We start from the raw sequence: 16166 nt of genomic DNA on the forward strand, positions 1-16166 counted from the left end.
CTAAACTTTATCAGAAAAGCGGTTTTTGGATGAAAATGTTTAGAGAATCTTGTTTGGGAGGGATGGAATCGGGAACCGGAGTGGCATTTCTGATCCGCTCTAATGAATCCAATCGGTTTTCAAGATTTTCTAAATTAATCGGAGTCCACTTTTCTCCGTTTTCATAATTGTATCGAAGGAAATCATCAGTGTCATTGATTCGCAGTTTCTCATCTTTCTTTCTGGTTAATTTCTGGAAAAGCTCAGAGAATGAGTTGAAAGAAACATTTTGGGAAACAGAGACACCATAGGTAGCGACATTTTTAGAAAGTGAAAGAGAGGTAAGGACATTGAAATTATTTCTGTTGAAAATCCTGATTCGATAAACCCCATCTTCCGTCAATAAATATTCAGCTTGCCAGTCACCGATGATGGAAGCTGCATTGGCGGTCCCTTGGTTATTGGTAAAACCACCATCTCGAGAAACTCTCAATCTTCCATCAAGGAATGTATAGGCCACAGAAAGCTGGAATGTTTCCAAGGTATTCGCATCTAGAGAAGCCAAATCCACATCGATTTCAAGATTTTTATCTACTTGGCCAAGGAATGCATTCAGTTGGGACGAAAGCAATTGACCCAAACTGGAGGATATGTTCGCTACGCCGGCAAATTGACCTTCTGGAGAAAAAGATCTGGACATAATCACAGAGAAAACCTGCCTGTTTTTCTCCTGCTCGTCATTGGCAATTCTGTTTTGGAAAGCAGAAATTGTAGTCTGGACGTCACCCGAGGAAGGGAACTGGGAGAAGTCAAAACCAAACTGGATGTCCGGTGAAAGTAGTGCTCCCTGCAGATCCATGATCACTTTGACAGGATACCGTCTTCTGGATTGAGTGTTGTCTGGATCAGCCGTGGTGTTGGCATTGAGAAGGGGTTGAATCGACACATTTTCCACATATTCTGCGGTTAAATCCATAACTCCCTCATAAGGATCTCCATACCAAGTAATTCTACCTCCAGGTCGGATATTAAATTGCTTTTTGACAATGTTGTAAAGAGAGAAATTATATTTCCCTTCTGTGATTTCATAATTCCCGGTCAATGAGAAATTGCCTTGGGTATCGATATTCATCGTCAAAACTCCCCGTCCTCGGCCAGAGATTCCTTCTTCTGTTCGTGGATCAATAATAATCTCTGCAAGCGCATCTGGAGTGATGTCCAGAATAAAATTCATTCGGATATTTTCAATGTCCAGTCGATTGATTTCCTCCGTTATTTCCCTGATTCTTACCGTATCCTGAATATTAATAATATGGATGAAATCCTCTTGCGAAATTCGGTTATTTTTAGATAGAGGAATGTAAATCCTGGTATTTGGCTGACTGGTAGCTCGGGCATTGATGTCCAGATTGGTTGTACTGCCAATGAAATCTATTGTTCCGGTTACGTAGGCATTTCCATAAAAAGTTTCATTATCCTTATCGGTGGTATTCAAAACCTGGAAATTGGTCAGGTTGGATTTGATGTTTAAATAGAAGTCCTTGAAATCTTTATGATTGATACCACCAGTCAGATTTGCCAAGTTTCCATTGACATCCCGTAGTTGCAAATCTTTGAAATTGATCAGGTTAGGATTGAACGCGATTTTTCCATCCAGCCGATAACTGGTGTTGAGGAAGTTGATTTTTAACCTACCATCTCGGATATTTCCTGAACCTAATACTTGTGGGTTAGTTGTCGTTCCTCGAATCTGGAAGTCTCCTGTTACTGTTCCACCCATTTGGGAAACGTAATTTGAAAGGAAAGGCTCTAGAATGATCAGATTTGTCTCACTCAATTTTGCGTCAATATTTATATCCTGATTTTCCAATCCGATACCCCCATCCATATCAATTGTCTTCTTACCATTTCGGGTATTGGTTAAATTCAAGGCCAAACTTTCACTATTCAGGTCGGCTGTTCCTTTTAGATTTCCTATAGGGAAGGTGTTGATTTCCAAACTGTCAATACGGATTTCTCCCTGAACCAATGGTTTTTCATACACATCTTCCACTGAGAAAAGACCATTAGCAGTGCCTTCAAATTCCTGTGGTACCAAGGTGTTTAATAAATCCACATTTACTTGGTTCAGAGCAAGCTGAAGTACTTTTGTAGAGTCTTTAGAGATCTCCCCGTCTAAAGAAATGAATTGGTTTTCGTTGTAGATTTTTACATTTGAAAAGTCTATTTCGCCAGGAATCAGAGTGATTAAATTGTCCGCCACAAACTTCCATTCTCTATTAAGAACTTTAAGGGAAGAAGGGGCAAAATTGATCTTTGTATTTTGAGGAGAGAACTGTGCGTTTGCATTGATTCTTGCAGCACTTTGTGTGGAATCCTGATCCAAGGTAAAGTCAAGAGCAAGCTTATTTTGATCCCAGATTGCCTCTAGCCCCAGGTTGGAGAATTCAATATCTTTTCCGATTTGTTGAGCTTTGGAGAAGATATAAAAGGAAGCCAAAATCTCTTCGGAATTGATGATTTTGGATGTGTTGAAATCTATGTTGGTGGCAAATGCAGTTTTATTCTGGTAAGTCAGCGTGTCAATACTGGTGAAAAAGTTGAATACAGTATTTTCCGGAGTTTGGTAAAATGCGCCTTCCAAAATGGTATTTCTGGAAATAGAAACTCCCGGATCAAAAAGCTGGACAATGGGATTGATATTAAACATCCGAATGTTCAGATCCAGATTATATGTTTCCGAAAAAACCGTCTCCAGATCCGCAACTGGCTGAGGTTCGTTAAGAATAATCGCAATGTATTGGTCTAATAGAATGTCCAGATCTCGGGACATCTGTTCGATGTTAAATTGGCCAGAAGCAGCAGCAACTAGATAATCGGAGTTGATGGACATGGTTCTGGTACCTCCGGCAAAAAGTGATTGGAAATTAAAATCTCCCAAATCCAGATACCGATCTTCAAATCCCAATCCTATATCAGTAAATCTCGCAATCCCTTGAATGTCATCTACAGTGATTCCTTTGGTATCTATATTCAGATGACCGCTTAAGAAATTTAATTTGTCTGTCAGGTTAATCGTTTCCAGAAATACAGAATCCAGATTGATTTGCATTCTCACCGAATCAACTGATGGGTTTAAATTTAGCAGTCCTGTGGCCTGCATCTTCAGGTTTGGGTCCGCGATATCCAAATTTCCTTTGAATAGGTTAAGGCCATAAGTGGCATCGGTGTTAATATTGGTGTAATTGTAATTTTTGATTCCAATATTGGAAATGTTTGCATCCACACCAACCAATATATTTTCTCTGGTATCACCTTGAAGGGTCACATTTCCGTTCAAACTCACTTTTTGGAATAACTCCCTGTTTTCAGCTAGAATTCCTAGGTTAAGATTGGAAACCTTCAGCCTGGAGACAACGGATGGTTTGTTATTCACCAAATCAAAGTTGATTCTTCCTTCTATATCACCGATGCTGGTTTTGAAATTACCCGAAGTATTGAACCTCCGTAGATATCCGGCAAAGTCAGCATTGAACCGAATGGTGTTGAATTTGAAAATTTCTTTTTCGACTTCTGGCTTTATGTAGGGAGCCAAATCTCTGGCAAGAATGGTAGAGTTCTTAAGGGAAAGATTGATGTAGGTGTCCTCGATATCAGGTAATCCTTCCAATTCAAATGCTCCGAAAAGCGCTGTTTTTTGGCCAAGCCGAATTAAGAATTCATCGGATTTCATGTCTGCAATAGGACCGATCACTTCTCCACTTAAATAGATTTCATCTTCGAATTCGGGAAGGGTAGGAGCGAACTTTCGCAAGTCAGACAAGTTAAGTTTCGATTCCTGCATCCGGGCGGTGATTTTCACATCTGTGATAAAATTCGAAAGAGCAGAATCGCTCATCATATCGAATCTGATGTAATCTTTGATATGGGTTTTGTCTGATTTTAAACTAAGCCCATCAAACTCCATAAACTCCGGGGAATATTTGAAATCAGTGATCAGTTCTTTGATTTCTAATTCGGAAGAAGCTTCAAATCCAGTGATCATTTTCACATCAACACCGATTTCTGCACCTTCTACATAGAAATCATTCGCGTTGCAAAACACCTTTTCGAATTTTAGATGATTGTAGTCAAAACCATATTCGAAAGGATCATATTCTAAATTCACCACGTAAACAGTTCCTTCACGGATCTGGATCTGGTCAATTGCGAATTTGGCGGCTTTTTCTGAGCTGCTTCCGGAACTAAAAAGGTCTGACATTTGTAGAACCCAGAGATTGATGTTCATCATGCTGTCAGCAGCATGGGTAATTAGGTGCAAATCCGGGTGGCTGAGACGGACTTCCTGAAGGCCAGGATTTCCGGAAGTCAAAAGATTGTTGAGGTCAAAATCCACCTCTATCACTTCAGATCCAATCATCAGACTGTCTTTGTGATCATAAATTGTGACGTTTTCCAGTTTGATGGCATCCCACCAGTTGAGCCTGATTCTGCCAATGTCAGTTTTGAAATCAGTCCGCTCGTTGATGTAACTGGATGCAGTATCTACGGCCCAGTTTTGGACAAAGGTGATTTGAAGGGCAACAGCAGCAAGTATGAATAGTAGTAAGATAGAAAATACAAGCCAAAGGATTATCCGAAACGCTTTGTGCAAAAAATCCGTAACTTTCGCGTTCTTTTCCAATGGGTACCAACGATAACTTTATTCTAGCAATTGAATCCTCGTGTGACGAGACATCTGCCTCTATTATTGTAGACGGCAAAGTACTTAATAATATTGTCGCTACACAATCGGTTCACGAAAAATATGGGGGTGTGGTTCCCGAACTTGCTTCGAGAGCACATCAAGAAAATCTTATCCCTGTGGTTCAGGAGGCTGTTTTGTCTGCTGGAATTACATTGGATCAGCTTTCGGCAGTAGCCTTTACCAGGGGTCCTGGATTGATGGGGTCCTTGCTAGTAGGAGTGAGCTTCGCCAAAGCTTTGGCTTTTGGTAGAAATATTCCTTTGATAGAAGTTAATCATATGCAGGCGCATATCTTGGCACATTTTATCGATGACCCTAAGCCTAATTTTCCATTCATTTGTCTGACCGTAAGCGGAGGTCATACCCAACTGGTTTTGGTCAAAGACTATCTGGATATGGAGGTAATTGGGGAGACCAAAGATGATGCGGTGGGAGAGGCGTTTGACAAGACTGCGAAATTGCTTGGTCTACCATATCCTGGAGGTCCATTAATCGATAAATATGCGAAAGAAGGAAATCCAAAGGCTTTTAAATTTCCGGTAACCCGGATGCCAAGTTTGAATTATTCTTTCTCAGGAATCAAAACTGCTGTCTTATATTTCCTACGAGAGCAACTTCAAGAGAATCCGAAATTTATCGAGGAAAATCTGCCTGATCTTTGCGCTAGCATACAATGGACGCTGATCGAAATGCTTCAGATCAAACTGAAAGAGGCTGTGAAACAATATGGAGTTTCGGAGATAGCGATAGCTGGCGGGGTTTCTGCCAATTCAGGTTTGAGAAAAAGCTTGCAGGAGTTGGCTGATAAAAGAGGGTGGAACTTGTACATTCCAAAATTTGAATATTGTACAGACAATGCAGGCATGATTGCCATGGCTGCACATTACAAGTATCTGGCGGGGGAATTTTCATCGTATGATGTTACTCCACTGGCCAAAATGAAAATCTAATATGGCGAAGGATAGTAAGTTTGATAAAATCATCAACATCAAGAATAAGAAAGCGGGTTTTCAATTTGAATTCATCGAGACATTTGTCTGCGGCATGGTGCTGAAAGGAACTGAGATCAAATCTATCCGGGAAGGGAAAGTTTCTTTGACCGAAGCATTCTGTGTTTTTTTAAGAGGGGAGCTATATGTGAGACAGATGCATATCGCACCTTACTCCATGGCAGCAAGCTATAATCATGTGGCTGTGAGAGATAGGAAATTATTGCTCAGCAAAAAAGAACTTGAAAAATTAGAAACTAAGTCGGATGAAAAGGGGCTGACTATCATTCCTGTTCGTATATTTATAAACGACCGAGGCTTAGCAAAAATGGAAATTGCATTAGGTCGAGGAAAGAAGCTACACGATAAAAGACACGATCTGAAAGAAAAAGATGCGAAAAGAGAAATCCAGCGAATGGCCTTTGACTGACGTCTTTGGGATATGCCGCCAGACAATTTTACCGCTCTACAGAAAACCTACCTTCGAATCCGCGCTTATCTCCCAGTTACTTTTTGGAGAATGCTACCAAGTTAAAGCCATCAATCCTGACCAAAGCTGGTATAAAATTTTTCATGAGGATATCGGCCTGGAAGGCTGGATCACTTCAAAATCCATCAAAACCATTTTACCTGCAGATTATTCAAACTTTCTGAGTCAGGATTTTCAGGTGGTAACCAGCCCAATCGCCGTGATTGAATACTTGGGCACTAATCTTTACCTACTACCTGGCAGCCGATTGCATTTTTCTGATCTTGAATTATTTAATTGGCGGGACCATATTGGTTTTACGGGTTCCACAAGGAGTCATGCAGTGAAAGCCTCCCGTGAAGAAGTACTGGAAATAGCTTTGAAATACTTAAATGCTCCCTTTCAAGCTGGAGGCAGAAGCATCTTTGGTTTAGATGAAATCAAAGGCTTTGAATTGATCTATGCCACAGCTGGGTATAGATGGAGTTTGGATAAACTGCCCGGAAAAATGATTGATCCGGAGCAGGTAATCCCCGGAGATTTGCTTATTTTCAGAGATTTAGAAAGTAAAGATTCTCAGGTTTCTATGTATCTAGGTGCTGAAGAAGTGCTGTGGATGGATGGCAAAATGAGAGTGTCAGATATCGATGAATGGGAATCAATTCAAGAGAACAATTCAAGTAAACAGGTTGTTCTCGAAGGACAATCTATTATGAGCTGATATGGAAAAACGAGTATTGGTATTAAATTTAGATCATACACCTGTGGCAGTTGTACCTGTACAGAAAGCTATCGTTTTGGTCTTGATGGAAAAAGCCAATTGCTTGTCTACTTATGAGCTTTTAAAGATCCGGACAGTAAGCAGGAGTTTTGAATATCCAGCTGTGATTCGTCTTGTGGCCTATAAATCCATTCCCTATAAAGGGGTTTTACTTAATAGAAATAACCTGTTCCGAAGAGATAATGGCGAGTGCCAATATTGTGGAAACAAGCGGCACTTGACCATCGACCATGTGATTCCAAGGTCAAAAGGAGGGAAGACCAACTGGACGAATTTGGTAACTGCTTGCCATCGATGCAATGTCAACAAGGGGGATAAGTCTCCTGAGCAAGCGGGTTTAATCCTGCGAAAAGAACCTTTCAGACCTAGTTTATCCTATTTTTTAGCAGAATATGCCGAAAGGCAAGCCGCTGAATGGCTTCCTTTTTTAGCAAGCAAAGTCGTGCAGTGAAACTTGAATCTATCTAGCTTTTGGTCTTTGGATTTTTTGGCAAAATAATTGCCTTCAAAAGGTTATGAATCTAAATTTTATCTTCACTCTATTTCTGACTTTTACCTTGGGGATATCTCAGGTACAACATCAGGAATTGATCGGTAGCTGGCAATTGGTTGATTTTGATGGAATCAAGAAAATTAAGACCTCTCCAGAATACCTGAGTTCGAGCGCTGCATTTAGAGCTGACTTAGAGACAAAAATCCAATATAGGCTTGAAAACACAGTCTATACTTTTATGGAAGGAGATAGCTTGGCTTACACTGATTTTGTGAATAAAGAGATTGCTTTGCGAAAAGCAAAGATCGAAATCAGTGAAGATAACCTGATGACAATTCAAGAAGGGGAAAATGTCAAGGAGGCAAAAATTGTAGAATTTGACGGAAAAAAGTTAGTTCTTGAACCAGTTTCTACCAACGGAAAAAGTGCTGGAAAATTGGTTTTTGAAAAGATAATTGTAAAAAAAGAGAAGTAGTAATCACCCTATAAGAAAGACTAAACACAGCTGAGTTTCGGCTGTGTTTTTTTTGAATTGGGATTTTAGAAAGAATGATTTAAGTTTTTTGAATCTTAAGAAGTGGAGGAATTCAGCCCTTGAATAGATATGATTCCCTACTTCTTAATCTTCGGATTTTTTCAAAATCACTTAGAGTTCAAGTTGCAATTGCCTAGGCAAAAGCTGAAAACTTTTTCTATGCCATAGGCAAGGACCTTCATCTTGAATTCCTTTTCTATGGGCTTGGGTCGGATATCCGGCATTTTTCTCCCAGGCATAATGGGGAAATTTTTCAGCCAAGTCTTCCATGAATTTGTCTCGGTGAACTTTTGCCAAAATGGAGGCAGCAGCAATACTGGCATACTTTCCATCTCCTTTGATCATACATGTGAAAGGAATTTTCAGATCGGATTTAAATCTGTTTCCGTCTATGAGCAAGTGCTCAGGAAGCAATGTTAAACCTTTCACAGCTCTTGTCATTGCCAGAAAAGAAGCATTGAGAATGTTTATTTTATCAATTTCCTCTACCGTAGCTTCAGCGATTTTCCATGCGAGGGCTTTGTCTTTGATTTCTTCAATCAAATCTTCCCGCTGTTTCTTTCCCAGCTTTTTGGAGTCATTGATCCATTGATTGGAATAATTGGTGGGAAGAATTACCGCTGCAGCCACTACTGGCCCTGCAAGGCATCCTCTTCCCACTTCATCACAACCTGCTTCGATTCGGTTAGCTTCTAAAAAGGGTTTTAGAGTCATGCTCCTTATCTTCTCTTATTTTGTAATACTTGTGAATCATCTCTGCTACCAAGCCAGTCCATCCTGTCTGGTGAGATGCTCCTAGTCCCAATCCTGAATCCCCATGGAAATACTCATAAAACAGGATGTAATCTTTGAAATGAGGGTCTTCCTGGAATTTTTTACTATATCCATAAACTGGCCTATGCCCATTTTTGTCCTTCATAAAGATCTTCATGCAGCGAAGGGAAAGTTCCTTGGCAATGATATCCATGGTCATGTACCTTCCAGATCCTGTTGGGTATTCAATTGAGAAATCTCCACCATAGTAGAAATCAAATTTCTTCAATGATTCAATAATCAGGAAGTTGATAGGAAACCAAATAGGACCTCTCCAGTTGGAGTTGCCGCCAAACATCACTGTATCTGATTCACCAGGGGTATACTTGATAGATAGCGTATCCCCAGAGATTTTCATGGTGTAAGGATTATTCAGGTGATATTTTGAAAGAGATCGGATTCCGTATTCACTCAAGAATTCATCAGAATCAAGCATTTTCTGAAGAATACTTTTCATTCTATGACCTCTCAAAAGCGAGAATAAACGTCTTCTGTCAAATCCTGGTTGAATCCAACTGGACACCAAGGCTGCCAATTTCGGCTTTTCCCTAAGGAAAAATTCCAGCCTTTTTTTGAATTCTGGCAGTTGATCAAATAGATCCTCCCGGATTGGCTCCACTGCAAAGAGTGGAATCAAACCTACGATGGATCTTACTTTCATTCGTTTAGATTCTTTCCCTGGCACATGGAAGACATCGTAAAAGAAATTGTCTTCGTCATCCCAAAGGGAAATTCCTTCTGCCGAGATATTGCTCATAGCTCCGGCGATGTATAAGAAATGCTCAAGGAATTTGGTAGCAGTAAACTGATAGACTTTATTGTGTTCACATAGATCAAGGCTGATTCTTAGGAGATTAAGTGAGAACATCGCCATCCATGAAGTCGCATCTGCTTGCTCCAATTTTCCTTGGTACCGCTGTGCATGACTTCTGTCAAAAACACTGATATTATCCAATCCCAAAAAGCCTCCTTCAAAGATATTTTGGCCATCACTATCTTTCTGATTGACCCACCAAGTGAAATTCAGCATCAGCTTGTGAAGGGCTCTTTCCAGAAATTCGAAATCTCCTTTTCCGTTATTTGCCTTTTTATCAATTTGATAAACACGGAGTACCGCATAGGCATGTACCGGAGGATTCACATCAGAGAAATTCCACTCGTAAGCTGGGATCTGTCCATTAGGATGCATGTACCACTCATTCAGCAAGAGTAAGAGTTGGTTTTTAGCAAAATCAGGATCAATTCTGGCAATAGGAATACAATGAAATGCCAGATCCCAAGCAGCATACCAGGGATATTCCCACTTATCAGGCATTGAAATCACATCGTAGTTTTGGAGGTGTTTCCAATTGCTGTTTCTTCCTTTTTTCCTGGAAACAGGAGGAACATAGCGCCCTGGATCACCTTCCAGCCACCTTTCTACATCGTAATAGTAGAATTGCTTTGACCACATCATTCCTGCAAATGCCTGACGCTGGATCATTTTCATGTCATCATCAGGAATCCTTTCCTGTAGTTCGGCATAAAATTCATCCGCTTCTTGCTTCGCTTTTTCTAATATTTCACCGCAAACCTCTAAAGGAGATTCGATGTGCTGGTGCATTAAGCGAAGTTGAATGGTTTGGCTTTCGCCAGCAGGAATTTCTAGATGGTAAATCGCAGCCGCTTTGGTACCGAAATTTTCAGGATTCAAGTGTTTGGTATCTCCATCCACCACATAATCGTTGATGGCATCTTTCAGGAATTTTTTCTCATTCCCGATATGGTAGATTTTCTCCCGGTTGGTTTCATTGTCGCAAAACTTGATTTCAGGCTCACCATCAAATGAAATGGTGTAATTACCGGATTTGGGATTATAAGCCCGGATGGTATTTTCATCGATTTTGCTTAACCTAGGAAGGAATGGTTCATGGCCGGTAAACCAGGTTTTTCTGAGCCAAAGCGTTGGCATAACGCAGAGGTATGCTTTTTCTGGGCCTCGATTGTGGATGGTGACAGATGCAACAATGTCTTCTACATCGTTTTTGGCATACTCGATAAAGATGTCAAAGTATTCGTCTTTGTCAAAAACACCTGTATCGATCAACTCATATTCTGGATCGGTTTTTCCTCTTTTGAGGTTGACATCGAGGAGTTCTTTATAGGGGAATTCTGCTTGAGGATACTTATAAAGCATCTTCATATAGCTATGTGACGGGGTGGAATCCAGGTAATAATAGATCTCTTTTACATCTTCACCATGGTTGCCCTGATTTCCGGTCACTCCATAAAGTCGTTCTTTAATAAAAGGATCTTTTCCGTTCCAAAAACCCCAAGCCAAACATAATTTTTGTTTGTAATCAGAAATCCCTCCAATGCCTTCTTCACCCCATCGGTAAGCCTTACTTCTGGCTTCATCGTGCGTGACATTTTCCCATGCTGAACCATCAGGGCTATAGTCTTCTCTAACTGTTCCCCACTGTCTTTCAGTCAGGTACGGTCCCCACTTCTTCCAATGCTTTATCCTTTCCCTATCTTCTTGTAATCGTAATTTTTCAGCAATCATGTCATTATCAAATGAGCGAACTTCGAAATTATGATTTTCCTCGGATAATGGGCTATTTTTCAGGCATCTGTTTAAAGAATTGCATTTTTATTTTTCATTTAGCAATAGGAAGTATAATTTTTTTAATAGAAGACATTCTCACTAAATAAAAATCCCTCTTCAAAAATAAAATAAGACTTGGTAGAAGTTTAAAATTGTTATTTCGAAGAGGGAAAGCAATACTTAGAAAATCAGCAAAATGTGTCAGTATTGTTAATTCGCGTCCATTTGCTTGACCAAGTCAAGCCAAAATTTGAGCTTTTCAAAAAATACAGGTTCATATTGTTCCCAATTCCTACCAAAGTGATTTTTTTTCCATCTGGGGCTATAGATGAACTTGGTGAAGAAATAAAAGACCCATTGTCAAATTGGTTCCACATAGACCAGTTTTGACCATAATTCGCACTATAACAAGCTGCAAAGCGATTGTTTTTATCCCGTGCAAATACAGCGACTCTTTTTCCGTCTGGAGTGCAAACAGCAGATGGTGAGGAATAGAACTGGCCAGATGTAAGAGGTTTCCAAGCTAAATACCAAGATGCTCCGCCATTATTAGAGGAGGCCTGCCATATTTTTCTATCTTTACCAAGGCCAAATACAAAAATTTGATTTCCATCTGCAGAACAGCATGTGCATAGTCCGGAAAGAAAAACTCCTGCTCCAATAGGTGAAAAACCCGTCCAATTTGACCCACCATTTTTGGAGAATCCAAACCAAGCTTTATTATCATTTCCCTTTCCTATTAAATAGATTTTATTTCCATCTGCACTAATACTGAGTGAAGGTGATGAAGTAAAAAGTCCATTTAGAATAGGTGTCCATGCAATATTCCAGTTCTTTCCACCATCAGGAGAATAAGCTCTCCAAAATTTCTTGTCTTTACCTAGACCGACAACATGAAGTTTTTTTCCATCTGCGGATAAAGCTGCTGCAGGAGATGAAATAAACTCACCTTCTCCTATTTTCTTAAAGCCGGACCAACTTGATCCTGAATTCTCAGAATAGGATCTAAAATACTTGTCTACGTTGGCAGCTCTTCCTATTACAGAAATTGAATTGGAGTACTGAACAACAGCGGCATTGGCATATTGTACAGGGTCAGTAATTTTGATGTAACCTGAGACTTTGTATTTTCCATCGAAATTAGCTCCATTTTGAGCCAAGTATAAATTGAAATCAATTTTTTCCGTAGCCGAACTTAAGATTTCCCCAATCATATATGGACCTGCAATATCATACCCTATAAAATCATCGGCATCAGTTCCTAAAAAAAACAATGGATTGATAAGTAAACCTGCTATTGCATTGGCAATAATATCCCCAGCCAATATTCCAGTAATCCCATTCATTAATTTATCGTAAGAAATGGACGCCTCAAGATTCTTTAAATCAATTTTTTGGTCTTTGATGACTTTTATAAGAGCCGCATTGAGTTGGGATTGGAGATTAGATTTGAGCTTTTTGCGGGCTTCTTCCATTTTTGATGTAGAAGGTGCTGCATCTTCTTCAATAGCAATTACTAAAATAGCAACCATACAATAAGGTACTAATTGAGGAAACAGTGTCCCCATCGTATCTAATTCGGTATTCCATTTACCAATCTTGCTTGGAATAGTCAATGGTGCATCTTCTTTCTCAACGTCATCACTAGCTGGCCCGAGATTTCCATGGCTACCTGCGGCATTATGTAATGTGACAAAAGATTCCTCAGGTTTGAAAACATTGATGTTCCGACCATCAATCCTGATATAAAAGGCCCATAAATAGGGCTCATCCGGACTACTTTCATTTTCAACAATAATGTCAAATTTTGAAAGTCTACATTCAATTTTTAGATTTCTCATTTCAATTAAAAATTAAGAGTTAATAATAATTTTAAAATCATTAAAAGTACCTGAAAATTAGATTGTTAAGTAGGTATTTATGCCTCTAAAAAATTTGATTTAATTTAAATATAATTTGATTATGAAAGTGTTTTTTGGCAGTAATTTTTATTGGATATTTCAACAGAAATTTGAGTTATTTCTCTGGTTCAATGAAATTTTATGTGTAATAAAATTCTAAAAGGATATAAATTTTGTTCTACACTTGTAGAATTAAAATAATGTTCTACATTTGTAGAAGTAAAAACTCTTTTAGGAATGAAACTATCTCGAACAGAAGAAGAATTAATGAATCATTTATGGAAGCTGAAAAAAGCTTTTATGAAAGATTTATTAGAGGAATATCCTGATCCAAAACCGGCTGCAACGACCATCTCAACTTTGCTCAAAAGAATGCAGGAAAAAAAATTCGTTGGTTATGATTCTGTAGGGAAGCTTCGGCAATACTTCCCACTAGTTTCTAAGGAAAACTATTTCAACAAGCATATGAAAGGCTTGATCAAGAATTTTTTCAATGATTCCCCCGCTCAATTTGCCTCATTTTTCACCAAAAAGGCAGACTTTACCGAAGAGGAACTGGAAGCTTTAAAAGAAATTATTGAAGACAAACTAACCAAGAAGAAATGATGGAATATCTCTTAAAATCCATGCTTTGCTTAGTAATTCTGCTATTGATTCATCGATTGTTTCTTCAGCGGGAAGTGATGCATCAGTTCAACCGGTTTTTCCTTTTGGGTGCAGTGGTCTTTTCTTTCATCATTCCATTCAATTCGATTGAGGTTGCCGCTGAAAAAGAAGAAATAACCTATCCTGAAATTACTGAAACAGTTTTTTCAGAGGAGTTGGTCTTTCCGGCACAAAGCTTTCCACAGGAAAATTTGATTGTTGAAACAGCGCAAACTCCTGATCAACCATTTCCTTGGAATGAAGTTTTATGGTCAATTTATGGATTGATAACTCTGGTTTTACTGATCCGTTTTATCAGGAATATCAAAGTACTGATGGATCAGGTGCAGCAAAATTTGAAAGTTACCTACAAGGAAATGACACTGGTTTTGCTACCGAAAGCATCACTACCTTATACTTTTTTGAAGTATGTTTTTGTCCCTAGAACAGATTTTGAAAATGGAGAATTGGCAGATGCAATCATTGAACATGAATATACCCATGTAAAAGAAGGGCATAGCTATGATATTTTATTTCTGGAGGCCTTGCTGATTCCATTTTGGTTTCACCCGGGATTGTATCTGGCAAAACAGGCTATTCGCCTAAACCATGAATTTATTGCCGATCAAAAGGCGCTGAAAACCACCTCACTTTATACCTACCAAAAGATGTTGCTTGCTCTGGCAAGTCAGGAAGTTCGATTTTCCTTGGTAAGTAATCTGAATTTTTCTCTCACTAAAAAACGGTTGAAAATGATGAAACAACAATCAAATCCATTTCAGAAATGGATCAAAATGCTCGTATTGATCCCGGTTTTGGGAGCCTTGGTATATGTGTTTAGTGAGAAGGTGGAGGCAAATCAAGAGCCAGAGGTTGAAGGTCAGGAAGAAGTGCTTCTTTCAGATGAAATTGAAAAAGACTTTACAATAAACAGTGATGGAACATTCTTTCATCAAGGCAAAAACTATCAAATCTCCCAGTTGCCAGATATTCTTGAAAACTTGGACGGTGAACATACCATTATAAACATCTTTGCCAACTCAGAAGTGAAGATGGGAGTAATTCAGGATTTTCAGAGGGTTTTGAGAGAGAGTGGTATAAATAAAGTGAAGTATCAATCCTCGACTGGAGAAATACAATTGGCAGCAACTAAAGTTTTTAACCTGAGCCCGATTGTAAATAATTCAGATAGAGATCAATATTATAAAAACGCAACATTTTTTGTCGAAAATGAATCTGGAGATTTTGAAGAGAAGACCTATAAAATGCTTTCAGAACAAGAAAAGAAGATGTTGGTACCACCTCCACCTCCCCCTAAAAAATCTTCCCCATCAACTGAAGAATTTGAGTCATGGAAGAATCCGGAAAATTTTGCTGTTTGGCTTGATGGAAAACATATTCAAAATACCGAGTTGGAAAAGATAAAGCATTCTGATATAGCTCATGTCTTCAATAGCTTTGTTCATACCAATGCCCGGTCTGAAAGGTTTCCACAAGAACATCAGGTGCACCTTTATACTGAAGAAGGCTATGAAAAAACTTATGGGCCTAGGTCAGGTTTTACAGATCCATTAACCAAAGAAGATAAGCTATATCTCTACCCATCTGAAAATAAAGTGAATAGAGGTATGCCATGGCCTAAAAAGAACGATTCTCCTGTGGCAGAATATCAAGAGAAACTTAAGATTTATGAACTAGATAGAAATCTTCAACCTCATTTTATAAATCGGTCTCAAGCTGAGCAGCAAGAGTTACTTGCTCGGTTCTCAGAACTGGGAAGTTTATATTATAGAATTCCTTTGGAGCTTAAGCAGACAACTAAGCGTCCGATTCATCCCTATGCACCTTTTGTGAAATTAGAATCAGAAAATGGAGTTTATTATAAATTAAGTGAAGATCTGACGGAAGAAGAAAAAAGTCAATTGCCACCTTCTCCAAAAGTTTCAAATGATAAAGTAGGTGCTTATCATCAATTATTTCTAAAGTACGAATGGATGAGAATGGAAGGGAGGAAATATTCGAATAAATCCCAGAAGGAGCGGGCTTATATGTTTGAGTTATTCAATGCGATGCAAGAGCAATATTTGACTTTGAATCCTATCCAAAGAAGACAGGTGAAGCGTGTCAATTTCCCTTACATCCCAATGGTAGAAAGCGGTGTTTTGTCTTTCAAAGTTCTGGATGAGCTTACTCCTGAGCAGCGAGCTTTTGCAGGTTGTTAAGTAGA

Annotated in this window: 11 protein-coding genes; 7 read left to right on the forward strand and 4 right to left on the reverse strand. The window is 39.0% G+C overall.

Annotation, left to right across the window (positions count from 1 at the left end; translation table 11 throughout):
* Positions 1 to 10 precede the first annotated feature (10 nt).
* Complete coding sequence (locus tag FHS59_RS02115; RefSeq protein ID WP_246388264.1) at positions 11 to 4633, reverse strand: translocation/assembly module TamB domain-containing protein; 4623 nt, start codon at positions 4631 to 4633, stop codon at positions 11 to 13.
* Between the two features lie 29 nt (positions 4634 to 4662).
* Here FHS59_RS02115 and tsaD point away from each other — a divergent pair, with 29 nt between their 5' ends.
* The 5 genes from tsaD (at position 4663) to FHS59_RS02140 (ending at position 7933) form a co-directional block, all read left to right on the forward strand.
* Positions 4663 to 5676: a tRNA (adenosine(37)-N6)-threonylcarbamoyltransferase complex transferase subunit TsaD gene (gene tsaD, locus FHS59_RS02120; protein WP_184492759.1), complete on the forward strand. Its 1014-nt coding sequence runs from the start codon at positions 4663 to 4665 to the stop codon at positions 5674 to 5676.
* A gap of 1 nt (position 5677) precedes the next feature.
* A complete protein-coding gene (gene smpB, locus FHS59_RS02125) occupies positions 5678 to 6145 on the forward strand; it encodes an SsrA-binding protein SmpB (protein ID WP_184492760.1) in 468 nt (155 codons plus the stop codon).
* Complete coding sequence (locus FHS59_RS02130) at positions 6108 to 6905, forward strand: hypothetical protein (protein ID WP_184492761.1); 798 nt, start codon at positions 6108 to 6110, stop codon at positions 6903 to 6905. The genes smpB and FHS59_RS02130 overlap by 38 nt, the downstream gene beginning before the upstream one ends.
* 1 nt (position 6906) lies before the next feature.
* The gene (locus FHS59_RS02135) at positions 6907 to 7416 is read left to right on the forward strand and encodes an HNH endonuclease (protein WP_184492762.1); all 510 of its coding nucleotides are present in this window, start codon (positions 6907 to 6909) and stop codon (positions 7414 to 7416) included.
* A 64-nt stretch (positions 7417 to 7480) separates the two neighbouring features.
* Positions 7481 to 7933, forward strand: coding sequence for a hypothetical protein (locus FHS59_RS02140; RefSeq protein ID WP_184492763.1), 453 nt, complete (start codon positions 7481 to 7483; stop codon positions 7931 to 7933).
* 171 nt (positions 7934 to 8104) lie between these two features.
* Here the strand turns inward: FHS59_RS02140 and FHS59_RS02145 are convergent, their stop codons facing one another.
* The 3 genes from FHS59_RS02145 to FHS59_RS02155 form a co-directional block, all read right to left on the reverse strand.
* Positions 8105 to 8707, reverse strand: coding sequence for a ribonuclease HII (locus tag FHS59_RS02145; RefSeq protein ID WP_184492764.1), 603 nt, complete (start codon positions 8705 to 8707; stop codon positions 8105 to 8107).
* Positions 8679 to 11351 carry an MGH1-like glycoside hydrolase domain-containing protein gene (locus FHS59_RS02150; protein ID WP_184492765.1) on the reverse strand — a complete coding sequence of 891 codons (2673 nt, stop codon included), beginning with the start codon at positions 11349 to 11351 and terminating at the stop codon, positions 8679 to 8681. Before FHS59_RS02150 ends, FHS59_RS02145 begins: the two co-directional genes overlap by 29 nt.
* Before the next feature lie 230 nt (positions 11352 to 11581).
* Positions 11582 to 13234, reverse strand: a complete 1653-nt coding sequence (locus FHS59_RS02155) for a glycoside hydrolase (RefSeq protein WP_184492766.1) — start codon at positions 13232 to 13234, stop codon at positions 11582 to 11584.
* 297 nt (positions 13235 to 13531) lie between these two features.
* On the opposite strand from FHS59_RS02155, the gene FHS59_RS02160 reads away from it, so the two are divergent.
* On the forward strand, positions 13532 to 13900 hold the full coding sequence (locus FHS59_RS02160) for a BlaI/MecI/CopY family transcriptional regulator (protein ID WP_184492767.1): 369 nt from the start codon (positions 13532 to 13534) through the stop codon (positions 13898 to 13900).
* On the forward strand, positions 13897 to 16161 hold the full coding sequence (locus FHS59_RS02165; protein WP_184492768.1) for a M56 family metallopeptidase: 2265 nt from the start codon (positions 13897 to 13899) through the stop codon (positions 16159 to 16161). The genes FHS59_RS02160 and FHS59_RS02165 overlap by 4 nt, the downstream gene beginning before the upstream one ends.
* Positions 16162 to 16166 lie beyond the last annotated feature (5 nt).

It is taken from the genome of Algoriphagus iocasae (assembly GCF_014206875.1).
GTDB classification, from domain to species: domain Bacteria; phylum Bacteroidota; class Bacteroidia; order Cytophagales; family Cyclobacteriaceae; genus Algoriphagus; species Algoriphagus iocasae.